The 16,458-nt window shown below is 41.6% G+C and carries 21 protein-coding genes; 16 read left to right on the forward strand and 5 right to left on the reverse strand.

From position 1 onward, the window contains the following. Positions 1 to 74: 74 nt before the first annotated feature. The 9 genes from AC1MCB_RS02390 to AC1MCB_RS02430 all read left to right on the forward strand — a co-directional run bounded on the left by AC1MCB_RS02390 (position 75) and on the right by AC1MCB_RS02430 (position 6,347). On the forward strand, positions 75 to 1,163 hold the full coding sequence (locus AC1MCB_RS02390) for a Glu/Leu/Phe/Val family dehydrogenase (RefSeq protein WP_479967150.1): 1,089 nt from the start codon (positions 75 to 77) through the stop codon (positions 1,161 to 1,163). A gap of 89 nt (positions 1,164 to 1,252) precedes the next feature. Beyond that, the gene (nusB, locus tag AC1MCB_RS02395) at positions 1,253 to 2,200 is read left to right on the forward strand and encodes a transcription antitermination factor NusB (RefSeq protein ID WP_479967151.1); all 948 of its coding nucleotides are present in this window, start codon (positions 1,253 to 1,255) and stop codon (positions 2,198 to 2,200) included. A 43-nt stretch (positions 2,201 to 2,243) separates the two neighbouring features. Then, positions 2,244 to 2,699, forward strand: a complete 456-nt coding sequence (locus AC1MCB_RS02400) for a DUF1573 domain-containing protein (protein WP_479967152.1) — start codon at positions 2,244 to 2,246, stop codon at positions 2,697 to 2,699. Between the two features lie 42 nt (positions 2,700 to 2,741). Beyond that, positions 2,742 to 3,020: a preprotein translocase subunit YajC gene (gene yajC, locus AC1MCB_RS02405; RefSeq protein WP_479967153.1), complete on the forward strand. Its 279-nt coding sequence runs from the start codon at positions 2,742 to 2,744 to the stop codon at positions 3,018 to 3,020. Positions 3,021 to 3,102: 82 nt separating this feature from the next. Beyond that, the gene (locus AC1MCB_RS02410; protein WP_479967154.1) at positions 3,103 to 4,050 is read left to right on the forward strand and encodes a CdaR family protein; all 948 of its coding nucleotides are present in this window, start codon (positions 3,103 to 3,105) and stop codon (positions 4,048 to 4,050) included. A 94-nt stretch (positions 4,051 to 4,144) separates the two neighbouring features. Beyond that, the gene (gene coaE / locus AC1MCB_RS02415) at positions 4,145 to 4,747 is read left to right on the forward strand and encodes a dephospho-CoA kinase (RefSeq protein ID WP_479967155.1); all 603 of its coding nucleotides are present in this window, start codon (positions 4,145 to 4,147) and stop codon (positions 4,745 to 4,747) included. After that, on the forward strand, positions 4,744 to 5,691 hold the full coding sequence (locus AC1MCB_RS02420; RefSeq protein ID WP_479967156.1) for an exonuclease: 948 nt from the start codon (positions 4,744 to 4,746) through the stop codon (positions 5,689 to 5,691). Before coaE ends, AC1MCB_RS02420 begins: the two co-directional genes overlap by 4 nt. Then, the gene (locus tag AC1MCB_RS02425; protein WP_479967157.1) at positions 5,685 to 5,855 is read left to right on the forward strand and encodes a C1orf53 family protein; all 171 of its coding nucleotides are present in this window, start codon (positions 5,685 to 5,687) and stop codon (positions 5,853 to 5,855) included. The genes AC1MCB_RS02420 and AC1MCB_RS02425 overlap by 7 nt, the downstream gene beginning before the upstream one ends. Before the next feature lie 42 nt (positions 5,856 to 5,897). Beyond that, on the forward strand, positions 5,898 to 6,347 hold the full coding sequence (locus tag AC1MCB_RS02430) for a MarR family winged helix-turn-helix transcriptional regulator (RefSeq protein WP_479967158.1): 450 nt from the start codon (positions 5,898 to 5,900) through the stop codon (positions 6,345 to 6,347). Positions 6,348 to 6,428: 81 nt separating this feature from the next. Here the strand turns inward: AC1MCB_RS02430 and AC1MCB_RS02435 are convergent, their stop codons facing one another. The 3 genes from AC1MCB_RS02435 to AC1MCB_RS02445 are packed head-to-tail and all read right to left on the reverse strand — an operon-like array spanning position 6,429 to position 8,438. After that, positions 6,429 to 7,148, reverse strand: coding sequence for a ZIP family metal transporter (locus AC1MCB_RS02435; protein WP_479967159.1), 720 nt, complete (start codon positions 7,146 to 7,148; stop codon positions 6,429 to 6,431). After that, entirely contained in the window at positions 7,130 to 7,708 is a 579-nt protein-coding gene (locus AC1MCB_RS02440) for a phosphatase PAP2 family protein (RefSeq protein ID WP_479967160.1), read from the reverse strand. The genes AC1MCB_RS02435 and AC1MCB_RS02440 overlap by 19 nt, the downstream gene beginning before the upstream one ends. After that, positions 7,701 to 8,438 carry a class I SAM-dependent methyltransferase gene (locus tag AC1MCB_RS02445; RefSeq protein ID WP_479967161.1) on the reverse strand — a complete coding sequence of 246 codons (738 nt, stop codon included), beginning with the start codon at positions 8,436 to 8,438 and terminating at the stop codon, positions 7,701 to 7,703. Before AC1MCB_RS02445 ends, AC1MCB_RS02440 begins: the two co-directional genes overlap by 8 nt. Positions 8,439 to 8,558: 120 nt before the next feature. On the opposite strand from AC1MCB_RS02445, the gene glmM reads away from it, so the two are divergent. The 5 genes from glmM to AC1MCB_RS02470 all read left to right on the forward strand — a co-directional run bounded on the left by glmM (position 8,559) and on the right by AC1MCB_RS02470 (position 12,307). After that, positions 8,559 to 9,947, forward strand: a complete 1,389-nt coding sequence (gene glmM / locus AC1MCB_RS02450; RefSeq protein ID WP_479968776.1) for a phosphoglucosamine mutase — start codon at positions 8,559 to 8,561, stop codon at positions 9,945 to 9,947. A 22-nt stretch (positions 9,948 to 9,969) separates the two neighbouring features. After that, entirely contained in the window at positions 9,970 to 11,106 is a 1,137-nt protein-coding gene (locus AC1MCB_RS02455) for a cysteine desulfurase family protein (protein WP_479967162.1), read from the forward strand. A 109-nt stretch (positions 11,107 to 11,215) separates the two neighbouring features. Continuing rightward, a complete protein-coding gene (locus AC1MCB_RS02460; protein ID WP_479967163.1) occupies positions 11,216 to 11,425 on the forward strand; it encodes a hypothetical protein in 210 nt (69 codons plus the stop codon). 141 nt (positions 11,426 to 11,566) lie between these two features. After that, positions 11,567 to 12,127: a hypothetical protein gene (locus tag AC1MCB_RS02465; protein WP_479967164.1), complete on the forward strand. Its 561-nt coding sequence runs from the start codon at positions 11,567 to 11,569 to the stop codon at positions 12,125 to 12,127. 9 nt (positions 12,128 to 12,136) lie between these two features. Further along, positions 12,137 to 12,307 carry a hypothetical protein gene (locus AC1MCB_RS02470; RefSeq protein ID WP_479967165.1) on the forward strand — a complete coding sequence of 57 codons (171 nt, stop codon included), beginning with the start codon at positions 12,137 to 12,139 and terminating at the stop codon, positions 12,305 to 12,307. Positions 12,308 to 12,541: 234 nt separating this feature from the next. Here AC1MCB_RS02470 and AC1MCB_RS02475 read toward each other — a convergent pair whose 3' ends face one another. Continuing rightward, the gene (locus tag AC1MCB_RS02475; RefSeq protein ID WP_479967166.1) at positions 12,542 to 13,555 is read right to left on the reverse strand and encodes a glycoside hydrolase family 16 protein; all 1,014 of its coding nucleotides are present in this window, start codon (positions 13,553 to 13,555) and stop codon (positions 12,542 to 12,544) included. A 164-nt stretch (positions 13,556 to 13,719) separates the two neighbouring features. On the opposite strand from AC1MCB_RS02475, the gene AC1MCB_RS02480 reads away from it, so the two are divergent. Further along, positions 13,720 to 14,202 carry a CHRD domain-containing protein gene (locus tag AC1MCB_RS02480; RefSeq protein ID WP_479967167.1) on the forward strand — a complete coding sequence of 161 codons (483 nt, stop codon included), beginning with the start codon at positions 13,720 to 13,722 and terminating at the stop codon, positions 14,200 to 14,202. Between the two features lie 59 nt (positions 14,203 to 14,261). On the opposite strand, the gene accD is transcribed toward AC1MCB_RS02480, so the two are convergent. Continuing rightward, on the reverse strand, positions 14,262 to 15,107 hold the full coding sequence (gene accD / locus AC1MCB_RS02485; protein WP_479967168.1) for an acetyl-CoA carboxylase, carboxyltransferase subunit beta: 846 nt from the start codon (positions 15,105 to 15,107) through the stop codon (positions 14,262 to 14,264). Between the two features lie 224 nt (positions 15,108 to 15,331). Here accD and fbaA point away from each other — a divergent pair, with 224 nt between their 5' ends. Beyond that, entirely contained in the window at positions 15,332 to 16,411 is a 1,080-nt protein-coding gene (gene fbaA / locus AC1MCB_RS02490) for a class II fructose-bisphosphate aldolase (RefSeq protein WP_479967169.1), read from the forward strand. The last annotated feature ends 47 nt before the right edge of the window (positions 16,412 to 16,458 follow it).

Raw genomic sequence — 16,458 nt, forward strand, 5'->3', positions numbered from 1 at the left:
CTATTTCAACGCGAATTTTCAGTTTCAGCATAAGAACTATAAATTTTACTACTTTTGTGCCGAAACCCACCTGTATGTCAATAGTTATATCCGAAGAAAATTCCATCTTTAAACAATTAAGCGACTTTGGTCATCAGAAAGTTGTTTTTTGCAGTGACACCGAAACTGGTCTGAAAGCTATTATCGCAGTACACGACACCACCCTTGGTCCGGCACTTGGAGGAACACGGATGTGGGCTTACAAAACTGAGGCCGAAGCATTGAGAGACGTATTGCGTCTATCGCGCGGGATGACCTATAAAGCTTCCATCACCGGTTTAAACCTGGGTGGTGGAAAGGCGGTGATCATCGGGAATAGCAACGTTGATAAATCTGAAGCGATGATGCGCCGTTACGGCCGTTTCATTAAAAATCTGAATGGTGCTTTTATTACAGCCGAGGATGTAGGTACAAGTCCGAAGGACATGGAATACATCCGCATGGAAACAGAACATGTTACGGGCGTACCGGAATCATTGGGCGGAAGCGGAGATCCTTCTCCGGTGACTGCCAAAGGTGTTTATATGGGAATAAAGGCTTGCGTGAAGGAAGTCTTCGGGACTGACAGCCTTGCCGGAAGAACCGTTGCAGTACAGGGCATCGGAAATGTTGGTGAGAACCTGGTGCATTTGTTAAGGGAGGAGAATGCTAAAGTTTATATCAGTGATATCAATGAGGAACGTGTTTCGAGCGTAGCTAAAAAATATGGTGCAGAAGCTGTAGCTAACAATAGTATCTATGGCCTGGATGTAGATATTTACGCACCCTGCGCATTAGGTGCCACGATCAACTCAGAAACGATTGAAAAGTTACGATGTGCGATCATCGCAGGAGCAGCTAACAACCAGCTGGCCGATGAAAGCATTCATGGCAGACTGTTGCTTACAAAGGGCATAGTGTACGCTCCGGACTACCTTATAAATGCAGGCGGTTTAATTAACTGCTATTCTGAAATTGCAGGATTCAGTAAAAAACGCACAATGCAGCTTGCTGAGAATATCTATGAGGCAACGCGGAATGTTCTTAAAAAATCAAAGTTGGAGAATATTCCAACTCATGAAGCCGCCAATAAAATTGCTGAAAAACGAATTGCTGATATCAGGGGAATAAAAGCAACTTATTAATTCATTTTTCAGTACGCATACAATTAATATAATACACATACAAACAGCTTGATATTTTTCAGGTAATCATACAATAATCGTTCTTATACATGTTAAACAGAAGGCACCTGAGGGTAAAATCGTTGCAGGCATTATATGCTTATCACCTATCAGAAACCAAGGCGGTAAAACCACATGAAAATGCTTTGTTACAAAGCGTTGATAAGGTTTACGAAATGTATATCTGGCTTCTCTCTTTATTGATTGAAGTTGCAGAATACAGTGTAATTGACGCTGAAGACCGTGCGAATAAACATCTTCCCTCAGAGGATGATTTGAATGCCAGCGTGAAGCTTAACCAGAATTTGTTTATCGAATCATTGAAGCAAAACGGCGAGTACATTGCTGCCGCGAAGAGATATAAGATTTCCTGGGAGTTCGATCCGGAAGTAAGCAGATCAATTTTTATATCACTTAAGACTTCTGAAGAATACCGCACCTTTTTAGAAACTGAAGATCACACGATCAAGTCGGATAAAGATATTATCAAGTATATCTTTAAAAAGCTGATCCTGAAGTCACCAGGTGTTGAACAGATTTTCGAAGAAAAGTTTATCAACTGGCCGGTCGACAAGGAGGTTTTGCAAGCATTGGTGTCAAAGACATTTAAAAACTTTGCAAGTGATAATCCCAAGGAAAACAAACTGGCTGAAGTTTGTCCGAACTGGACAGAGGACAGGTTGTTTATCATTGATCTTTTCAATAAGAGCATTGCATTTGAAAAAGAATACCAGGAGTTGATCGCGATGAAAACTAAAAACTGGGAGGCTGAGCGTATTGCATTGATGGACACACTTTTAATGCGCATGGCGATTGTAGAGCTGATTCATTTTTCTTCCATACCGGTTAAGGTAACGATCAACGAATACATTGAGATTTCGAAAGAATTCAGTACACCAAAAAGTAATTCGTTTATTAATGGTATTTTAGATAAGATCTATGCTGATCTACAGTCTTCAGGAAAGATCAGGAAGACCGGCCGTGGATTACTTGAATAAAGAAATAAGAAAGTCAGATTATTAATCAATAAATTAAAAACCAATGAAACGAGTATTTTTATCAATTGTTGCCATAATTGCTCTCGCAGCTTGTAATAATGAGCAGCCTAAAACGGAGACGGTATCAAACAATGGAGCTATCAATGCTAATGTAAGTCCGACAACTGCTTCAAACGCCGCTGCGTTTAAGTTTGAAAAAGAATCTTACGACTTTGGGCAGATCACAGAAGGTGACCAGGTTTCTTATGACTTCAGTTTTATAAATGCAGGTACCGAACCATTGATTATTACCGGCGCTACTGCTACCTGCGGTTGCACAGTACCAGATTATCCGAAAGAGCCTATTGCACCTAATGGCGAAGGAAAGATCAGCGTAAAGTTTGATAGCAAGGGGAAAGGTGGAATGCAGAATAAAGTAATTACTATAACTGCAAACACGGTTCCGTCTACAACTGAACTGCATCTGATAGGTGATATTAAATTAGCAAAAACTAAGTAATCAATTTATACATCACAGTTAAATTAATCATTAAACATGTCAATGGAACAAATTAGTGGGTTTTTACCCATGCTTTTAATTATAGTAGTATTTTATTTTTTTATGATCCGTCCTCAAATGAAGAAGGCAAAAGATCATAAAAAGTACGTTGAAGAAATTAAAAAAGGAGACCGGGTGATCACAACATCAGGCATTCACGGCAAAATCGTGGACCTTAACGAAACCACCTTCCTTATTGAAGTTGAAGGCGGAACGAAAATCCGTTTTGAAAAATCAGCTATTTCTCTTGAATCGTCTAAGGCGTTAAACGCGAAGGCATAATTCATTTACACCTATAAGATGCCGCTCCAATAGGAGGGGCATTTTTTATTTCCCTACTTTTGAGAATAACCCGGGTTTTTATATGCCATTGATCAGACTAAGCAAGCTGGAACGCCGCAGACTCTCTTTATTCTTTTTCTGCCTTGTTTTTGCAGTTGGAGCATGGCTGTTCTTTGCATTATCCAACCGCTATGTGTATGAGGCAAGTACACTGGTTAAGTATTCAAATTTTCCGCAGAATAAAGCTTTTCATCCTCTGCAGTCGGATACTGTGAAGCTGCAGGTGGAGGGTACCGGATGGCAATTAGTTTTCTCAAAACTTAGAATAAATCCCAATTCAGTAACCGTTGATCTGAAAGATCTGAGTAAGCGAAATTATGTAACCTTTACCGAGCAGCTGAGTAAGGTGAACCGACAGTTTGAATCCGATCAGAAGGTGATATCTGTGCAGCCAGACACGTTATATTTTGATTTTTCTACCAGGACAGTGAAAAAAGTCCCTGTCAGGGTTGATAAAAAGATTGCTTTCAATGCCCAGTACGATATCTCGGATGATATTCAGTTGACTCCGAAATATGTAACTGTTAGCGGTCCTTTTGATGACCTAATACAAATTGATGAGTGGGATACGGAGAAATTGCAATTGCAGGGGGTTAATGGTACTATATCGGCTACTGTTCCTTTAAAGAGACCCTCAAAGGCCAACATCAGTATCTATCCGTCGATAATAGAAGTAAAGATACCTGTCGACGAATTTACTGAAATGAGTATGGATGTGCCGGTAAAGATCCTTAACAACAAAACCTATCGAAATGTAAAATTGCTTCCCGACAAGGTAAAGATCACTTTCATGGCTGCCTTGGGGAACTATCCTAAGATAGAGAGAGATTCTTTTGAAGCTACAATCAACATGTTGAACTGGGCTGAAAAAGGTTATCCTCAGCTACCTGTTAAAGTTAGCCGCTTCCCCGCTTATTGCAAGATTATACGAATTGAACCGCAGGCGCTTGATTTTCTTATTTTGAAGTGATATGGCATTTCGAGGGTCGTAAGCACTATAGGATTTCGCGGTTTACGCAGCAGTTCGTCTCAGCAATTAATAACACCCTTTAAAGAATTTTATTTTGCTCAAAATTGGAATTACCGGAGGAATAGGAAGTGGAAAAACTACCGTATGCAGGATTTTCGAATTACTGGGAATACCGGTTTTTTATGCGGATCCGGTCGCCAAAGAAGTAATGCATACTGACGATGAACTTAAGAAGGGAATTATCAGCACTTTCGGTGTTGAATCATTCTCTGATGCTGGCGTACTTAATCGAAAGTTTATTGCGGACATCGTTTTTTACGATAAGAAAGCGCTGGAAGCTTTAAACGCGCTCGTTCATCCGGCAGTTTTCCGGGCCTTCGACAAATGGGTAATTAGCCATCGTGATGCGCCGTATGTAATGAAGGAAGCGGCATTGTTGTTTGAAAGTGGTTCTTATAAGATGTGTACTCATTCAATTTTGGTGAAAGCACCTGAGGAGGTAAAGATCAGAAGGGTGATGCAGCGTGACGGTATAACAGAAGAGGAAGTAAGGCTGAGAATGCTCAGGCAGCTTTCTGATGAAGAGAAAGAAAAGCTGGCTGATTTTACCATTGTTAACGATGAGAATACTATGCTGATTCCGCAGGTATTAAAGTTGCACGAATATTTCCTTTCAATAAACCCTATTTCAGCGTGATACATACTGATTTTTTAATATTAAATGAGATTGGCTTGTATTGTGCTGCCGGCGACTTTTACCTTGACCCTCAGCAGCCGGTTGCAAGGGCGGTTATCTCTCATGCGCATGGCGATCACGCGGTACGTGGAAATAATACGGTTTATTGTACTGGCGCAACATCCAGGATTATGGAACTGCGCTATAAAAAGAATGCGGGGAAGGAGTTTCATTTAGTCCCTTATCATGTGTCTTTCAACTTGGGAAAAGTGAAAATCACCTTTGTGCCTGCAGGGCATATTCTTGGATCTGCGCAGGTGCTTATGGAGTACGAAGACATCAGATATCTATATACAGGCGATTACAAGCTGCAAGCTGACCGAACATGTGAGCCGATCGAATTTATAGAAGCAGATGTTTTGATTACTGAAACGACATTTGCTGACCCTCTGGTGCAGCATCCCGACCCGGTGACTGAAATTGAAAAACTGAACTCATCCATGCACAATGTCTTGCTGGGTGCCTACTCATTAGGTAAGGCACAGCGGCTGATCAGCCTGATCAGCGAGAACTGCCCGGATCGAAAGGTGTTAATTCACTTTGGTATTCTGCCAATAAACAAGATTTACGAAGAGTTTGGATTCAAGCCCGGCATTTATGAGCCATATAATCGCAAATTAATGAAACAGCCGGGAATGGGTTATGTTTATATAGTGCCTCCTATGACGTTTGACAGTTATTTTAGAGCGAAAAATGTAATGCGTGCTTTTGCCTCCGGATGGAAGAAGTTACAGCGCCACAATGATTTTGAATTGCTGATTTCTGATCATGTGGATTGGAACGATATTCTTCAAATGATCGGGATGGTTGAACCAACGGAGATCTGGACAATTCATGGGGATGGCAAGCATCTTAAAAAACACTTTGAAGACCGCATTCCGATTAAAATATTAAACAAGTGTTAAAAGAAGGGGAAGATTATTACTTAGATAGCGCAGGAAACCTCGTTTTTACAGAAAAATATCATCTAAAACGAGGCAGTTGCTGTAAAAACAAATGCAGACACTGTCCGTGGAATTATGGCCGCGAAAACATGACCCGGGATCGTAAACCATTGTCTGGCCATTAGAAAGATAGTTATGGTTCGGTACAATTGCAACGGTTAACTCTTATGGAACTCGAAAAGGAAATTGCCAGTAATAAGTTTGAAAATAAGCACCATAAAACGGTAGTGAATATTTTGTATACCTACGGTTGGGTTACTAATCTTTTAAGGAAGAGATTTGACAAATATCACATTACCATGCAACAGTTCAACATTCTACGAATTCTGCGTGGTCAATACCCACAGCCTGCTACTATAAACCTGCTTAAAGAGCGGATGCTTGATAAAATGTCTGATGCCTCCCGGATAGTTGAGAGACTCGTTCAGAAAGGATTAGTGAGCCGCTGCACTAACGAGAAAGATCGGCGAGCCGTAGATATTATGATCAATGAGAAAGGTCTCGAAATTCTAAAAACACTGGATCGGGAAATGAATATTCACGAGACACTTAAAAGCAATCTGTCCGATGAAGAAGCTGATCAGCTGAACATGTTGTTGGATAAGATGAGAGGGTAGCGGGAGGTTAGAAGGTTGAAGGTTAGATGGTTGAAGGTTAGAAGGTTGGACGTTTCTGAGTTGAAGTTGGCAGTGAAGCTATTAGTGCAATAGAAAACCTAACAGGGCGATGGCGGTCCCTGCCAATACGGCAATCATTTTCTTCAGGTTATACTTATGATCAACGCTGGTTTCGAATAATATAGTGGTTGAAATATGGAGAAATATCCCAATAACAACACCCATAATCCTTCCGAAGTATGACTCAATCTCACCTAAGGATCCCTGGCTGATTTGAAAGCTGAGAAAGTAACCAAGAGGCGACATTACAGCAAACAGGACAAGCGACACTATGGTTGCCCGCTTGTTTATTCCGCTTTGCAGGAGCACGCTTCCCAACGCGAAAGCTGCGGGAATATGATGCAACGCGATTCCAAAAACTAACTCCTTATTTTCGCCTGCTGCCAGAGGCATGCCTTCTAATAGTGCATGCAGACAGAGACTAACCATTATACCAAAGGGGAATATTGTATGCCCGTGACTGTGCTTATGCTTGTGTATATGCCCATGCTCAATCCCTTCAGAGAACTGCTCCATAAGGATCTGCAGGATAAAACCACCCAACACAAACAATCCGATCATCGGGTCGGCTGTATGGTAAACTTCGGGCATTAGGTGGAGAACTGTTATAGCAAACAGGTATGCGCCGCTGAACGATAAGATTAATTTAAGACGCTGAGTATTGTCGCTTTTAAAAAGAAAGATGCCAAGGCCGCCGAAAAAAGCGCCACCAAATAACAAGGCTAGTTTCCAGAATTCCATGTTCTAAAGCCTTTTGTTGTTTTTAAAATAGCCGCCATCATAAAACCGGTCATTGCACCGATAAGTGCGCCAAAGGTGATATCAAGGGGATAATGAACACCCACATAAACCTGCGCGAACGAAACCACGAAAGCCCAGCTAATAACAATCGCGGCGATGGGTTTCCAGCGTCTGTAAAACATGCTCACTAAAAAGAATGCCAGTGCAAAATGATTGGATGCATGGGTAGAAGGAAAGCTATATCCGCTGCCGCATACAATCAGTAGATTCATGGTTGGCTTAATCTCCGGATCATTGCAAGGCCGCAGACGTTGAATAGCGGGCTTTATTACCGAGGAACTCAGGTAGTCGGTAACACCGAACGTAAGTCCGAAAAAAAGCAGCAGCATCCATCCCCGTTGACCGTAATTTCGTACGAAAAATATTGTTAGGAACATGTAGACTGGCGACCAGAAATAGCGGTTACGCAGATAGGGCATAAGCCAGTCGAAAAATGGATTCGACAAACCTTGGTTAATTGCAGAAAACAAGTTTTGGTCTAGCTGTATCAGATCAGGCATCGGCTTTTTTGCAAATAAAAATTAGTCTGTCTGATTTTAGTTCATCAAATTCTTCAAGAGCATAATTACCGAAACAATTCACCACCTTAAAACCGCTGCTGGAAAACATCCTGTGAAAATCGTTTAAACTAAAGGCCTTTACTTCTTCTTTAAACGCATAATCTTTGCTTTTATGCTCAAACCTGATGCTCTTCACGATATTACCATCTATCACTTTTTTGTTAATGTTAAAATCGATGCCGTCTATATATTTAGTTTCCTGATGATTTAGATGCTTTATTATTTTCTCGCTATTAAAGTAATCCAGTACAAGAAGGCCGTCCTTTTTCAGGGATTTGCGGAACGTTTTCAATGAATTAACGTGATCTTTCTCTGTTTCAAAATATCCAAAGCTGGTGAAAAGGTTAAAAGCGATGTCATAGTAATTTATGTAAAACAGGTATCTCATGTCGTGCACGTAGAAGTGCAACTTTTCATTTTCAAACTGTTTGGCGTACTTGATACTGGCGTATGAAAGATCAATTCCCGTTACATCATAGCCTTTTTTGTTGAGATACACCGCGTGCCTACCGCGACCGCATGCGATATCCAGCAGACGGGAATTGAGATCAGGTTTTAAAAACGAACAAAGGTTATCAATAAAGAATTCAGCCTCCTCGTCATCCCGCTGATGATACAAGATGTGATAGTAGGGGGAATTAAACCAGTTTTGAAACCACTTTTTAGGCATAGATAAGAGAAAAAATCGCTCGTCAAATATAGAACAATTAGCGTTTTCCCTTCTCCTGATTATCTATTTGTTGCAGGTTAAGTTTAATTGTTAATTTTGGCGCAAATAATCAGCGAACACGTGACTTTAATCAAATCTATTTCAGGCATACGGGGCACTATCGGCGGAACCGCGGGTAACGGCTTAACCCCCCAGGATATCATTAAATATACAACTGCTTTCGGAACCTGGGTGATCCAGAAAACTGGTAAGAAGAAAATAGTTATTGGCCGTGATGCCCGCATTTCTGGTGAGATGGTAAGAAACCTGGTTGTTGGAACGCTTCAAAGCATTGGGATAGATGTGGTAGATCTGGGACTTTCAACTACTCCTACGGTTGAGATAGCAGTCCCAGATGAACAGGCAGGTGGTGGAATCATCATCACTGCCAGTCATAATCCCAAACAGTGGAATGCATTGAAACTGCTGAATCACAATGGAGAATTTATTACTGATGAAGATGGGAAGGCGGTTTTGGAGCTTGCTGAAAACCCCGAGACTGACTATGCAGATGTAGACGATCTGGGATCAGTTACTATCGACGACAGTTATCTTGAAAAACATATAGAGAAAATATTACAATTGCCTTTGGTGGATGTTGAAGCAATACGAAATGCTAATTTTAGCGTTGCTATTGACTGTGTTAACTCTACGGGTGGAATATTCGTGCCTGCGCTATTGAAAGCACTTGGCGTTAATACGATTCACGAAATATATTGCAATCCCGACGGTCACTTTCCACATAACCCAGAGCCCTTGCCAGAAAACTTGGTGGCGCTTGCGGATGAGGTGATTTCTAAGAAGGCCGATCTCGGAATTGCCGTTGATCCGGACGTTGACCGCTTGTGCTTTGTTTGCGAAAACGGTTCTATGTTCGGCGAAGAGTACACTTTGGTTGCTGTAGCAGATTATATTTTAAAGCATACTCCTGGCAATACAGTTTCTAACCTTTCCTCTACCCGGGCATTGAGAGATGTGACAGAGGGTTACGGTAACACTTATAACGCTGCAGCTGTTGGCGAAGTTAATGTTGTCAACAAGATGAAGGAAACAAATGCAGTTATCGGTGGTGAGGGTAACGGTGGTATCATTTATCCGGAATCACACTATGGTCGCGATGCACTGGTAGGAATAGCTTTGTTCTTAACTCACCTGGCAAAGAAAGGCGGGACGATTTCATCTCTAAGAAGTTCTTATCCGGAATATTATATTTCTAAGAATAAAATCACCCTGACACCTGGAATGGATATCGATGCTTTATTGCTTAAAGTAGAGGAGAAATACAAGGACAAACCTTACAGCACTATAGATGGTTTAAAAATAGAGTTCGATAAGCAGTGGGTTCATTTGAGAAGATCAAACACAGAGCCTATTATCAGGATCTATTCTGAGTCGGCATCTGAAAGCGAAGCGCAGGACCTGGCAGGTAAAATAATCACTGATATTAATTCTATCCTCGAAGTTCAGTAAGAAAAATAAAAATCCAGAACAAATGCGAGTTTATTTTGATAATGCTGCAACTACTCCGATTGACAGGGAAGTTTTAAAGGAAATGTACCAGGTTATGGAAAGCCAGTTTGGTAATCCTTCGTCTATTCACGCTCATGGTCGCGAGGTGCGTACTGTTGTTGAGAAGGCCCGGAAAACCGTTGCCGGCTTGTTGAAGACATCACCATCACAAATATTTTTCACTTCTGGCGGCACTGAGGCTGATAATATGGCTATTAGATGTGGAATTATTGATCATGAGATAAAACATGCTATCACCTCACGGATAGAGCATCATGCTGTAGTTCATACTCTCGAAGCACTTGAAAAGAGCGGAATAATAAGTCTTAGTTTTCTGAAGGTTGATTCCAAAGGAAACGTAGATCTTAACCAGCTTGAAGGACTTCTGAAAACCAATGAACGGAGTTTTGTTTCCCTGATGCATGCAAATAATGAAATAGGCACCTTGACAGATATTGAAAGGGTAGGCGAGCTGTGCGAGCAGTATCATGCTATTTTTCACTGCGATACCGTTCAAACCCTTGGGCATTACCCTCACGATTTAAGCAAACTTAAGGTTGACTTCATGGTTTGTGCGGCTCATAAACTTCATGGTCCCAAGGGTGTCGGATTCCTCTATATCAATCATAATGTAAAAATCCGCCCGATGATCTTCGGCGGTTCGCAGGAACGTAATATGCGTGGAGGAACCGAAAACGTGTATGGTATAGTAGGTTTAGCGAAAGCAATGGAAATTGCTTATAGAGAGATGGATCAGCATCATCATCATATTCAAGACTTAAAAACTTACATGATCGACCAGCTGCGGTTGAATATTCCTGGCGTTGACTTTAACGGTGAGATTGACCCGGATAAGAGTCTTTATACAGTGTTAAGTGTTTCATTTCCGGAGATGGATATGGCCGAAATGTTATTGTTTAGCCTGGATATTGCGGGGATATCTGCCTCTGGTGGAAGTGCCTGCAGTTCAGGTACCGACATTGGATCGCACGTGCTTAACGCTATAAAGGCAAATCCAAGGAGACCGGCGGTTAGGTTTTCTTTCAGCAAATACAATACTAGGGAAGAGGTTGACTATGTGGTCGACAAGGTAAAGGAGATTTGCCTGGTTAAGGCCTGATAGAGAGGTTGTTTGATTGAATTTTAAATGATTTTTTGGGTTTCGTGTCAATTTTTTTTGAGTAAATTCACGTTGAGTTTGAATTCATTGTAAATTAAAACCTGCACTCATGAAAAATTCATCTGCTAAACCTGGTAAAGATAAACTTCAAAAGAATAAGGAAAGTAAGCCTGAAGAAGAAGAAGCACCTGAACAAAAATCCGGGGAAGACACTGGCCGTAAAGTTAAGGTCAGCCGTGAACACGATTTTTCACATACTCATCCAAGTCATGCTCACCATAAGAACTTTGGTATGGATCACGAGCCAGGTGCATTTTAAGATTAATTACAGGAGCCATATGGCTCCTTTTTTTTGCTAGTATTTAACTGGCTGAATGTTTTTTTGCCATTTTAAAAACAATCCATAGGTCGCTGGTTGTTTAGTATACAAATCCGATTCACTAACCTTAACAAGATTACCATGACAGCATTTAATGAAAACAACTTAAATGATCCGAATGAAAATTTAAGAAATCTCCGCGAGGGTGAGAACGCATCCGCTGCCGCCTTGCAAAGCGATAATCCTTCTACAGAAGCTGAGAATCCTGTTGGAACTTCGAATTTTAATGCAACGATGGGCAGTGAGCTGAACAGGAATGAAGGTTATAGCGGGAACTCAGGAATGTTTAACACTAATCGTATTAGCAATAGTGATATCGCACCTGGTCCGGGAGATGATGATGACCTGGACGACGACGATGACCTGTTGGATGATGATGACGACGATAATCTGATTCCAATTGAAGGCGATGAGGAAGATGATCTGTTAGGTGCTGATGACGACGATGACGTCATTCCTGGTACAGATATGGATGATGGAGACGACCTGCTGGATGATGATGACGACCTGGATGATGATGACGGTTTTTCGAATGTAAACAGGAGTACAACCGGTGATATAGGTGCGAATAGCAGTGGTAGAAATGATGGCAGAACAACCGGCAGGATGATCGATCATGAGCCCGGTACAGGTGGAATTTAAAAGTAGTTTATGAACACTGAGCAAAAAGAAAAAAATCAAAATGGTGATATTCCTTCAGATGTGCCTTCAAAGAAACTAATCTATCCTCCAAAAAAAGAGGGATTAGTTAAAGAACATCGGAGTAATTTTAATCTGACAGGAAAAGATTATAAGCTTGGCAACAGGAATACTGTAAGATAATAACAGCAGAAGCCCTTTCAGGGCTTTTGTTGTTATAGGCGGTTGTGCTTTTTTGAATATTGTCATTGCAGTGGTAAAAGACAAAGCGCAGCGTTTTATTGCTGATGTTTCCATTTTTCTGCTGTGCTTTAAAAAAGAGTCCGTTTGTGGTATATTTTTCTTAAGCCGCCATCCTGGCTGTAACCTTTTTTTCTGGCAAAAGAGTAAGCCGAGTTCCCGCCACTGCGTTTCTTGCTATGGAATCAACCTTTCCCCTGGTTCATCAAACGGAATAAATTCAACCCTGCTGACTTCCATTCGTTCAATCGCAAAGTTTGCTTTCTGACCATCGTCGGCGGGATCGACTACTCCGCCCGCCCAGCCTTTTGCCGGATCAACTAGCCATGGCTTTAATGATAATGTTGAAGATGGGAACCAAACACCAAAAGTGAGGTTTCCGGGGATATCAGGAATAGAATCGCCCTTTGGGGTATCAACGATGATATGCTTGAAACTCCCGTCAATAAAGAACTCTACCCGGTCATTATGCCAGTCGATCCTATATTCGTGAAATAAGCCGTCTGCCATATTCTGCAGGCAGGGTACTAATTCAGTATGATACTCCTCCCAATAGGCCGGATCTGTTTCGGAGACATGCCACTTCTTTAGTTCACCCCGCCAGGTGCTACACTTCATATTTGAAAGTGATGGACTGCTAAGGTCTCCGTCTTTAAGGTGGGAGGGAAATTCAATATCGATCTCGTGATTCCTAACAATATAAAACCCGTCATCAGGCTGCCCTTGCTCATGTAATTGCTCCGCCTTAAACTCGTCGTACCAAAGATCGCCAGGGTACACTTCATCATAATGAAAAGTCCAGAAGGCACTTGCTACTCCTATCACTTGCGCAATTCTGGCAGTTATCCTGTAAGATCCATATCCGGTCTTTTCTCTGAGGCTTATGCAGCCGCCGACCCGGTGAGTCCATGGTTGTCCGAATTTTGGGTCCTCCGGATCGCCATGCCATTTTGGTTTACCATCTTTCTCAACGCCCTGTAGACTGCCGGAGTACAGATCACCATGCGCTTCCAGGATCAACACTCCATTTTTCAGATAAACATTTTCTTTCAACACTCCTCCATTGGCACCTCCCCATGCACGGCTCAATGTCTGCCAGTTTTTATTCAGGTCCTGCACCTTACTAAAATCCTCAACAAACGGAGTTCTTTTTTTGCTGGATAATGATTGGTCTGACAGGATTCCGGGCATTTTTTAATATTTGATTCTAAAGATAGCGATAGCATTCCTTCGTTCTTCCAACTATTACAAACAGCAAAATTTGCAGTTATATTTCCCCTTGGTTTGCGCAACTCAAGCCCTTATATCATCGTACTTATTAAGTGATATGACTGTTAACTAAAACCTATAACGCCATGAAAAATCCTAAAGAAATCTTTCTGATATGTTTGTTTCTCGGCACCTCAATCCTGGGATGCAGCGATGACGATGAGCTAAGAGTGAAGGACACCACTTACAAATACGATGTCACGCTCAGCGGTACCAAAGAAGTTCCCCCCAATACCTCTGCAGCTACCGGCAAATTTGTAGGAACCTACACCAAGTCAACCAAAGTGCTCTCTTTTACACTAACCTATAGTGGCCTTACTGCTACAGACTGGCATATACATAAAGGCGGCCCGGCTGTTAGTGGCCCGGTTGTAATCAACTTGAATCCTGTGGTTCCTTCTCCACTGGTAAAGTCTGTGACTTTAACTGCTGACCAGGAAACTGACTTGTTGAGTGGTAATTATTACGTTAACATTCACTCAGCAACTTTCCAGGCTGGCGAAATAAGGGGGCAATTAGGGTCACCGGTCGTCACTGAAACCGGAGGTGGTAATGGGGATGGGTATTAAGCAAAAAACACCGGATATTTTGAGAATATCCGGTGTTTTATATTTGAATTGCGGGTCTTTTAAGATTCCATCATCTTTAAAAAGGTGCCCAACTTTGCTTTCATCTCACGACGGTCGACGATGAAGTCTAAAAAGCCGTGTTCTAAAACGAATTCTGCGGTTTGAAAGCCTTTAGGCAAATCTTTTTTAATTGTTTCTTTAATAACTCTTGGTCCGGCAAATCCAATTAGGGCGCCTGGTTCCGAGATATTTATGTCACCCAGCATGGCGTATGACGCCGTAACTCCGCCGGTTGTAGGGTCAGTAAGTAAAGAGATATAGGGGATTTTAGCTTTGCTTAGTAATGCAAGTTTAGCGGATGTTTTAGCCATCTGCATCAACGAAAAGGCCGCCTCCATCATACGTGCCCCTCCGGACTTAGAGATCATCAGAAAAGGGATTTTGTGTTCCATGCAATGGTCGATAGATCGTGCTATCTTTTCGCCTACTACCGAGCCCATTGACCCTCCGATAAAATTGAAATCCATACAGGCAATTACCAGGTCATGACCATCTATTTTGCCCCGGCCTGCACGTATCGCATCGTTAAGACCAGTTTTAATGTAGCTGTCTTCTAAACGATCAGTATAGTCTTTACTATCCTTAAATTCTAATGGATCGGCTGACCGTAAGTTGGCAAAAAGTTCGGTGAATTCATTCTTGTCGAAAAGAACAGAAAAATATTCCTTTGATCCGATACGCAAATGGTAGCCACAGTAGTGACAAACATATTTGTTCTCCACCTGATCTGCGTAGTGTAATGCCTTTTTGCAATTCGGGCATTTATTCCACAGCCCATCCGGCGCTTCCTTCTTTTCCTCAGTGGAGGTAATGATTCCTTTTTTCTCTCTCTTAAACCAGGCCATTTGTTTGATGTGTGTGGTTACAAAGAAACAAAATTTTTAAGAACCGTGTACAAGTTTAAATAGCGGTTCAGACCTTTGACAAGCCATATTTGGTTTTTTTGTCCATCTTCTTATCCCATTTTTCATTTAAAGTTAGGCAAGGCTTCATTATTTAATATTATTAATAGGCAATGCTCGTGCTGTTAAATTTAAATTTATAATTTCGATCCTTTAAACTTAATGTTATGGATCTGAAAAATTATAAGGGTGTTTTGCACGGCGATGCTGTACAGGAATTATTTGAAGTAGCCAAGAAGCATCAGTTTGCTTTACCGGCCGTGAACGTAATCGGCACAAATTCTATTAATGCGGTAATGGAAACTGCAAAGGCCGTTAACTCGCCGGTAATTATTCAACTATCAAATGGTGGCGCCCAGTTCTATGCTGGCAAGACATTAAATAACGATAATCTTCAGGCATGTATACTAGGTGGTGTTTCTGCTGCCCAGCATGTTCATTTGCTTGCCGAGCACTATGGTGTCGCGGTAATATTACATACAGATCACGCAGCCAAAAAGCTGTTGCCCTGGATCGATGGTCTGCTTGATTATGGAGAGAAATTCTATAAGGCTAATGGCAAACCTTTGTTCTCATCTCACATGCTCGATCTTTCGGAAGAAACCATTGAGGAAAATATGGCCATCAGCAAGGTGTACCTGGCACGCATGAAAACAATGGGAATGACACTTGAGATCGAATTAGGTGTTACAGGTGGTGAGGAAGATGGTGTGGATAACACAGACGTAGACAGCTCTAAATTATATACCCAGCCTTCAGAAGTCGCTTATGCCTATGAGGAACTTTTGAGTGTTAGCAGTAAATTTACAGTTGCCGCTGCTTTCGGAAACGTGCACGGTGTTTACAAACCTGGCAATGTCAAACTTCAGCCGATAATCCTAAAGAACTCTCAGGATTTTGTTCGAAGCGAGTTTAACATTAATGTTGAAAAGCCGATCAATTTTGTTTTCCATGGTGGTTCAGGATCTACCCAGGAAGAAATTCGTGAAGCTATTTCTTATGGAGCTATCAAAATGAATATTGACACCGATATGCAGTGGGCCTTTTGGGAAGGAATCAACGAATACTACAAGAGCAAGAAAGATTATCTTCAAAGTCAGATCGGAAATCCGGATGGTCCTGATTCGCCAAACAAGAAATACTACGATCCACGGGTGTGGTTGCGTAAAGGTGAAGAGACATTCGTTAAGCGCCTGACCCAGGCATTTGAGGATCTCAATTGTATCAATGTAAATGATAAATTATAAAAAGAAAATTCCAGCCAAACGGTTGGAATTTTTTGCTTCTGCGTTTT

It is taken from the genome of Daejeonella sp. AP26 (assembly GCF_056680515.1).

Bases quoted from the DNA above. Each gene is read 5' to 3' on its own strand.
- AC1MCB_RS02400 (WP_479967152.1), top strand. From the start codon at position 2,244: ATGAAACGAGTATTTTTATCAATTGTTGCCATAATTGCTCTCGCAGCT.
- AC1MCB_RS02465 (WP_479967164.1), top strand. From the start codon at position 11,567: ATGACAGCATTTAATGAAAACAACTTAAATGATCCGAATGAAAATTTA.
- nusB (WP_479967151.1), top strand. From the start codon at position 1,253: ATGTTAAACAGAAGGCACCTGAGGGTAAAATCGTTGCAGGCATTATAT.
- AC1MCB_RS02390 (WP_479967150.1), top strand. From the start codon at position 75: ATGTCAATAGTTATATCCGAAGAAAATTCCATCTTTAAACAATTAAGC.
- AC1MCB_RS02435 (WP_479967159.1), bottom strand. From the start codon at position 7,148: ATGGAATTCTGGAAACTAGCCTTGTTATTTGGTGGCGCTTTTTTCGGC.
- AC1MCB_RS02470 (WP_479967165.1), top strand. From the start codon at position 12,137: ATGAACACTGAGCAAAAAGAAAAAAATCAAAATGGTGATATTCCTTCA.
- yajC (WP_479967153.1), top strand. From the start codon at position 2,742: ATGGAACAAATTAGTGGGTTTTTACCCATGCTTTTAATTATAGTAGTA.
- AC1MCB_RS02430 (WP_479967158.1), top strand. From the start codon at position 5,898: ATGGAACTCGAAAAGGAAATTGCCAGTAATAAGTTTGAAAATAAGCAC.
- accD (WP_479967168.1), bottom strand. From the start codon at position 15,107: ATGGCCTGGTTTAAGAGAGAGAAAAAAGGAATCATTACCTCCACTGAG.
- AC1MCB_RS02410 (WP_479967154.1), top strand. From the start codon at position 3,103: ATGCCATTGATCAGACTAAGCAAGCTGGAACGCCGCAGACTCTCTTTA.
- AC1MCB_RS02455 (WP_479967162.1), top strand. From the start codon at position 9,970: ATGCGAGTTTATTTTGATAATGCTGCAACTACTCCGATTGACAGGGAA.
- AC1MCB_RS02475 (WP_479967166.1), bottom strand. From the start codon at position 13,555: ATGCCCGGAATCCTGTCAGACCAATCATTATCCAGCAAAAAAAGAACT.
- AC1MCB_RS02460 (WP_479967163.1), top strand. From the start codon at position 11,216: ATGAAAAATTCATCTGCTAAACCTGGTAAAGATAAACTTCAAAAGAAT.
- AC1MCB_RS02440 (WP_479967160.1), bottom strand. From the start codon at position 7,708: ATGCCTGATCTGATACAGCTAGACCAAAACTTGTTTTCTGCAATTAAC.
- AC1MCB_RS02480 (WP_479967167.1), top strand. From the start codon at position 13,720: ATGAAAAATCCTAAAGAAATCTTTCTGATATGTTTGTTTCTCGGCACC.
- fbaA (WP_479967169.1), top strand. From the start codon at position 15,332: ATGGATCTGAAAAATTATAAGGGTGTTTTGCACGGCGATGCTGTACAG.
- AC1MCB_RS02445 (WP_479967161.1), bottom strand. From the start codon at position 8,438: ATGCCTAAAAAGTGGTTTCAAAACTGGTTTAATTCCCCCTACTATCAC.